Genomic DNA, 6,187 nt, shown 5'->3' on the forward strand with positions numbered 1-6,187 from the left:
CCTCATCGCTAACTTTGCAACAGTGCCGCGCGACGAGCAGCAGCACCAGGAGCAGAAGCACGTCGAGAAAAAGCAACAGCAGATCGAGCAGCGCCCACGGCGGGCCGCTCGCATCGGATAAGTCGAAAAATCCGGCTAAAGTGGCCGAGCTGCACATCAGGCCGCGCGGTTTTCCTCCCTGATCGCCGGCGCGGTTTCTTCCTCCCTGAACCGCATGCAGACTTGCCGCCTCGGACACCCCGAGGCGGTTTTTTTTCGCCTCGCTCGAGCATCGCCGCATCCGACGATGCCGAGACGACCAGGCCGCGCACGTCGAGCTGCAGCATCGCCATTGCCGACGATGGCACCAGGTCGCCGGCGGTGGCCACCGACCTCGAGCTCGCATCGCCACATCCGACGATGCGCGCCGGCGTCGACCATCGCCAGGTCTGACGATGGCGGCCGCCCTGCCCTGGATCTCGCATCGCCATTTCTGGCGATGAGATCCACGGAGCGGCCATTTAGACCCGCCAATAACGACCCGGCCAAGATAAATCGCATGACGGCCTTTTTGGCCGGGGGTAGCATGACCGGACACTTTGCGTATGCCCAAAGGAGCCCGCAAGTATGCGCAGGACGAAGCCAGTAGCCGCGCCGATGGTGGCGCGGGTCTATCTGCGCGTCAGCACCGACGCGCAGGACTTGGAACGCCAAGAGGCGATCACTACGGCCGCGAAGGCCGCCGGCTACTACGTCGCCGGCATCTACCGTGAGAAGGCATCCGGCGCACGCGCCGACCGGCCTGAGCTGCTGCGCATGATCGGCGACCTACAGCCCGGCGAGGTGGTCATTGCCGAGAAGATCGACCGCATCAGCCGCCTACCTTTGCCCGAGGCCGAGCGCCTGGTGGCCTCGATACAGGCCAAAGGCGCAAGCCTGGCCGTCCCTGGCGTGGTCGATCTATCCGACCTGGCGGCCGAGGCCCAGGGCGTCGCCAAGATCGTGCTGGAAGCCGTGCAGATCATGCTTTTTCGCCTGGCCTTGCAGATGGCCCGCGACGACTACGAGGACAGGCGCGAACGCCAGCGCCAAGGCATTGAGTTGGCCCGCCAGGCCGGGCGGTACAAGGGCCGCCGTGCTGATCCGAAGCGCCGCGCCCAAGTTGTCGCGCTGCGCAAGTCCGGCTACAGCATCAACAAGACCGCCGAGCTGGCCGGGTACAGTGCGGCCCAGGTGAAACGGATATGGGCCGAGGTCAGCCAGGCCGAAGCGAAGCAGCACGGCGCGTTCGTGGAGGACGCATTGACGGAAGCCGATGCCCTGGCCGCTGTCGGCCAGGATGAGCGCCAGGAGGAAAGGGCATGAAGAAGCCGAACCAAGACGACGAGCCGTTTTTCATCACCGAGGAGATTGCGGCCGAAATGATCGCCGGCGGCTATGAGTTCGAGCTGCCGCCCATTCCTTGCACCATCCGCCTACGCGACGTGCTGGAGCGCATGACCGATGCTGAGCTAGCATTGCAGCCGGGCGAGATCGCCGACCAGGAGCGTGAACGCTGCCGGCGCAAGCCGTGTTCAACCTCATGATCTGGTCATGGTATTTTTCATGGCACTGAGCCTGATAGTTCTTGCAAATTGTTGTCACTAAAGGGTTTTGTGTGCTTGTTTACAATCGAGTGGGTATCGGAGACGAAGAAGGACAAGGTACATGCTGACCGATACCAAGCTGCGCAATCTCAAGCCCAGGGACAAACTCTACAAAGTGAATGACCGGGAAGGTCTCTATGTGGGGGTCGCCTCAGAAAACGGAATCTATGGTCACTCCCGTTTTTGCAACACCGATTTTGACGACAAGTTGGCTTGCTTGAATCTATCCGGCGTCTGAATGGGATTTTATTCCCGCGCCTCGATGAGTTCCGCGCCTGATGAACCTCCAGAAAATATACGGCTTCAATGAGCCTTTCCGTTTTACAGGTTCCTCAACAGGCCGGTGGGCCGTTAGTATCATCAATATCAGTATTCGCAAAACCAGATGAATGATTGTTTAAACTGGTGTATTTCTGCCTTTATGCTTCGTAAGTTTGCTGTCGCGCCGTCAGTGCCCAGGCTATTCTGGCCAGCTTGTTTGCCAGAGCACAGGTGACGACAAAGTTGCTTTTCCGACACAACAACTCCCTGACCCAGTCGGCCAACTTGCCAGACTGGTGTTCCAGTTTTTGTATGAATACCCTGGCACACTGAACCAACAAAGTTCGGATCTTTTTGTTGCCCCGCTTGCTAATCCCTAACAATGTCGTCCGACCTCCCGTGCTGTACTGTCGGGGTACCAGCCCTGTTGCCGCCGCAAAGTCACGGCTGCTGGCGTACTGCTTCCCGTCGCCAATCTCAGTTGAAATAGTACTGGCAGTCAGCGTTCCAACGCAGGGAATACTCAGCAAGCGCTGTCCAACCTCATCTTCGTCCAACTTTCGTTTCAACTGAGATTCCAGATCTTTAATCTGCTCAACAAGATAGTGATAATGCTGTTGTAATTTCAGCAGTAACTGGCTGAGATAAAGAGGCAAACTACTGTCCTCAAGAAGGGTACTCAGTCGACTAATAACGGCAGCACCTCGCGGAACGCTGATACCAAATTCCAGCAGAAAAGCATGCATCTGATTAGTTGTTTTCACCTTATCCTGAACCAGGGATTCACGGACACGATGCAGAGCTCGCATTGCCTGCTGAGATTCGGTTCTGGGCTGCACGAAACGCATAGATGGACGTGATGCTGCTTCACAGATAGCTTCAGCATCAACGAAGTCATTTTTGTTGCTTTTAACGAATGGGCGGACAAATTGCGGTGATATCAGCTTTGGAAAATGCCCTAACTCTTCCAGCTTGCGTGCCATAAAGTGAGAACCGCCACAGGCTTCCATCGCGATGGTTGTTGCCGGGCATGTCGCCAGAAATTCGATTAGCTTTGGTCGGGTGAATTTTTTACGGTAAACGGCCTTCCCACGATGATCCTGACAATGAATATGGAAAGAGTTCTTACCCAGATCGATACCAATAAGCGCAATGTTTTCCATGATGGTTCTCCGAATGAAAGCCTGTCCTCAGCATAGTACTGGGAAGGAGGGAGTGACCATCTCATTAAATAAAGCACGCTAAGCCGGTTGCAGCGGTCGTAGCGGCCTGAACTTGCCCGCGCCGATCTTGGCGCTGCTGCGCCAGAGGTAATCGCCGGTGAGGTTGATGTGCTCCCAACCGAGCGGCGACAGGTACTGCAACAGCGCGTCATCAATGGCATGGCCGTTGCCACGCAGCGCGTGCGCAGCCCGTTCCAGATAGACCGTGTTCCACAACACGACGGCAGCCGTTACCAGATTGAGGCCGCTAGCCCGGTAGCGCTGCTGCTCGAAACTGCGGTCGCGGATTTCACCCAGGCGGTTGAAAAACACTGCCCTGGCCAGCGCATTGCGCGCCTCGCCCTTGTTCAGGCCGGCATGCACGCGGCGGCGCAGTTCCACGCTTTGCAGCCAGTCCAGGATGAACAGCGTGCGCTCGATGCGGCCCAGCTCGCGGAGCGCCACGGCCAGGCCGTTCTGGCGTGGGTAGCTGCCGAGCTTTCGGAGCATCAGGGAGGCCGTCACCGTGCCCTGCTTGATCGAGGTGGCCAGCCGCAGGATTTCGTCCCAATGGGCGCGGACGTGCTTGATGTTGAGCGTGCCGCCGATCATGGGTTTCAGCGCGTCATAGGCGGCGTCGCCCTTCGGGATGTAGAGCTTGGTGTCGCCCAGGTCGCGGATGCGCGGCGCGAAGCGGAAGCCCAGGAGGTGCATCAGGGCGAAGACGTGATCGGTGAAGCCCGCCGTGTCGGTGTAATGCTCCTCGATCCGCAAGTCGGACTCGTGGTACAGCAGGCCGTCGAGCACGTAGGTCGAATCGCGCACGCCGACGTTCACGACCTTGGTGTGAAATGGCGCGTACTGGTCAGAAATGTGGGTGTAGAACGTCCGCCCTGGGCTGCTCCCGTATTTCGGGTTGATGTGGCCGGTGCTCTCGGCCTTGCTGCCGGTGCGGAAGTTCTGGCCGTCCGACGATGAGGTGGTGCCGTCGCCCCAGTGCTCGGCGAAGGGATGGCGGAACTGTGCGTTGACCAGATCGGCCAGCGCCGCCCCGTAGGTTTCGTCGCGGATGTGCCAGGCTTGCAGCCAAGCCAGCTTGGCGTAGGTCGTGCCGGGGCAAGACTCCGCCATCTTGGTCAGGCCCAGGTTGATCGCGTCGGCGAGGATCGTGGTCAGCAACAGGTTCTTGTCTTTGGCCGGGTCGCCCGATTTCAGATGCGCGAAATGCCGAGTGAAGCCCGTCCATTCGTCCACCTCCAGCAGCAGTTCGGTGATCTTGACGTGCGGCAGGATCATTGCCGTCTGGTCGATCAGCGCTTGGGCGGTGTCGGGTACCGCCGCGTCGAGCGGCGTGATCTTCAAGCCTGACTCGGTGATGATGGCGTCCGGCAGCTCGTTGGCCGTCGCCATACGGTTGACGGTGGCAAGCTGTGTTTCCAGCAGCGTCAGCCGGTCGTTCAGGTACCGGTTGCAGTCGGTGGCCACGGCCAGCGGCAATTCGCTGGCCTGCTTGAGGCTGGCGAATTTCGCGGGCGGCACCAGGTAGTCCTCGAAGTCCTTGAACTGGCGCGACCCCTGCACCCAGATGTCGCCGGAACGCAACGCGTTCTTCATCTCCGACAGCGCGCACAGTTCGTAGTAGCGCCGGTCGATGCCGGTGTCGGTCATGACCAGCTTCTGCCAGCGCGGCTTGATGAACTCGGTCGGCGCGTCGGCGGGCACCTTGCGGGCGTTGTCGCTGTTCATGCCGCGCAGCACCTCGATGGCGTCGAGCACGTCCTTCGCGGCGGGAGCGGCCCGCAGCTTGAGCACGGCAAGGAATTCCGGCGCGTAGCGGCGCAGCGTGGCGTAGCTTTCGCCGATGCGGTGCAGGAAATCGAAGTCCTCGGGCTGCGCAAGCTTCTGCGCTTCGGTGACGCTCTCGGCGAAGGCATCCCAGGACATGACGGCCTCGATGGCGGCGAACGGATCGCGGCCCGCCTGCTTGGCCTCGATCAGCGCCTGGCCGATGCGGCCGAACAGCCGCACCTTGGCGTTGATCGCCTTGCCGGACGCCTGGAATTGCTGCTGATGCTTGTTCTTGGCGGCGTTGAACAGCTTGCCCAGGATGCGGTCGTGCAGGTCGATGATTTCGTCGGTGACGGTGGCCATGCCCTCGATGGCAAGCGCCACCAGGGTGGCATAGCGTCGCTGCGCCTCGAACTTGGCCAGGTCGGCGGGCGTCATCTGGCCACCCTCACGGGCGATCTTGAGCAGGCGGTTCTGGTGCACCGACCGCTCGATGCCAGAAGGCAGGTCGAGCGCCTGCCACGCTTTGAGGCGTTCGATGTGTTCCAGCATGTGCCGCGAATTCGGTTTGACGGGCGATTGGCGCAGCCAGGCCAGCCAGGTCGTTTTGCCGTTGTCCCGACGCTTGAGCAGATCGTCGAGGCGGCGGCGATGCGCGTCCGACAGCGGTTCGGCCAAGGCATCGTAGATGCGCCGGTTGGCGCGGGTGATTGCTTCGGCGCTCGCCCGCTCGACGGCGTTGAGGGCAGGCAGAATGACCGACTGCTGCCGCAGGTGCTCGATCAAGGTGCTGGCCAGCACGATGCCCTTGTCGGTCTGCAAGGCCATCTCGGTCAGCAACTGGACGGCCTGCCGGTAGTGGCCCATGGTAAAGGGCTGGAAGCCGAACACCGTTTGCAGTTCGACCAGGTGCTCGCGCCGGGTCTGCTCCCGCTGCCCGTATTCGTCCCAGCTTTCGACGCTGACCTTGAGCTGGTCGGCGACCAGTTTCAACAAGGGCGGAAACGGCGGCTCATCGACGCCCAGGATGACACCAGGAAAGCGCAGGTAACAGAGCTGCACGGCGAAGCCCAGCCGGTTGGCCGGGCCGCGCCGCTGCCGGATGATGGAGAGGTCGGTTTCGCTGAACGTGTAGTGACGGATCAACTCATCCTTGGTGTCCGGCAACGCCAGCAGGCTTTCGCGCTCGGCGGCGGACAGGATTGAACGACGTGGCATATTTACTGATCCGTTCTCAAGTATTGATACAGGGTTTCGCGACTGATTCCGAATTCACGAGCCAGCTTGGCACTGTTGCAAAGTTAGCGATGA

At 60.4% G+C, this 6,187-nt stretch carries 6 protein-coding genes and 1 pseudogene; 3 read left to right on the forward strand and 4 right to left on the reverse strand.

Annotated elements, in window-relative coordinates; all coding sequences use genetic code 11:
• A partial coding sequence (locus HG542_RS36670; protein WP_171088199.1) for a hypothetical protein occupies positions 1-238 on the reverse strand: 238 nt, incomplete at its 3' end.
• 368 nt (positions 239-606) lie between these two features.
• On the opposite strand from HG542_RS36670, the gene HG542_RS36675 reads away from it, so the two are divergent.
• The 3 genes from HG542_RS36675 (at position 607) to HG542_RS36685 (ending at position 1,863) form a co-directional block, all read left to right on the forward strand.
• Positions 607-1,344 carry a recombinase family protein gene (locus HG542_RS36675; protein ID WP_001446887.1) on the forward strand — a complete coding sequence of 246 codons (738 nt, stop codon included), beginning with the start codon at positions 607-609 and terminating at the stop codon, positions 1,342-1,344.
• Entirely contained in the window at positions 1,341-1,565 is a 225-nt protein-coding gene (locus tag HG542_RS36680; RefSeq protein WP_000743213.1) for a hypothetical protein, read from the forward strand. Before HG542_RS36675 ends, HG542_RS36680 begins: the two co-directional genes overlap by 4 nt.
• A 121-nt stretch (positions 1,566-1,686) precedes the next feature.
• Complete coding sequence (locus tag HG542_RS36685; RefSeq protein ID WP_000954592.1) at positions 1,687-1,863, forward strand: Arm DNA-binding domain-containing protein; 177 nt, start codon at positions 1,687-1,689, stop codon at positions 1,861-1,863.
• A 181-nt stretch (positions 1,864-2,044) separates the two neighbouring features.
• On the opposite strand, the gene HG542_RS36690 is transcribed toward HG542_RS36685, so the two are convergent.
• The 3 genes and pseudogenes from HG542_RS36690 to HG542_RS36700 form a co-directional block, all read right to left on the reverse strand.
• Positions 2,045-3,049 carry an IS110-like element IS5075 family transposase gene (locus tag HG542_RS36690; protein ID WP_000427619.1) on the reverse strand — a complete coding sequence of 335 codons (1,005 nt, stop codon included), beginning with the start codon at positions 3,047-3,049 and terminating at the stop codon, positions 2,045-2,047.
• Between the two features lie 78 nt (positions 3,050-3,127).
• Entirely contained in the window at positions 3,128-6,094 is a 2,967-nt protein-coding gene (locus HG542_RS36695) for a Tn3 family transposase (RefSeq protein ID WP_042863651.1), read from the reverse strand.
• 2 nt (positions 6,095-6,096) lie between these two features.
• Positions 6,097-6,162, reverse strand: a pseudogene (locus HG542_RS36700) (helix-turn-helix domain-containing protein); the annotation flags it as partial.
• Positions 6,163-6,187 lie beyond the last annotated feature (25 nt).

Source organism: Streptomyces morookaense (genome assembly GCF_013030945.1).
In the GTDB taxonomy this organism is placed as follows: domain Bacteria; phylum Actinomycetota; class Actinomycetes; order Streptomycetales; family Streptomycetaceae; genus Streptomyces; species Streptomyces morookaensis.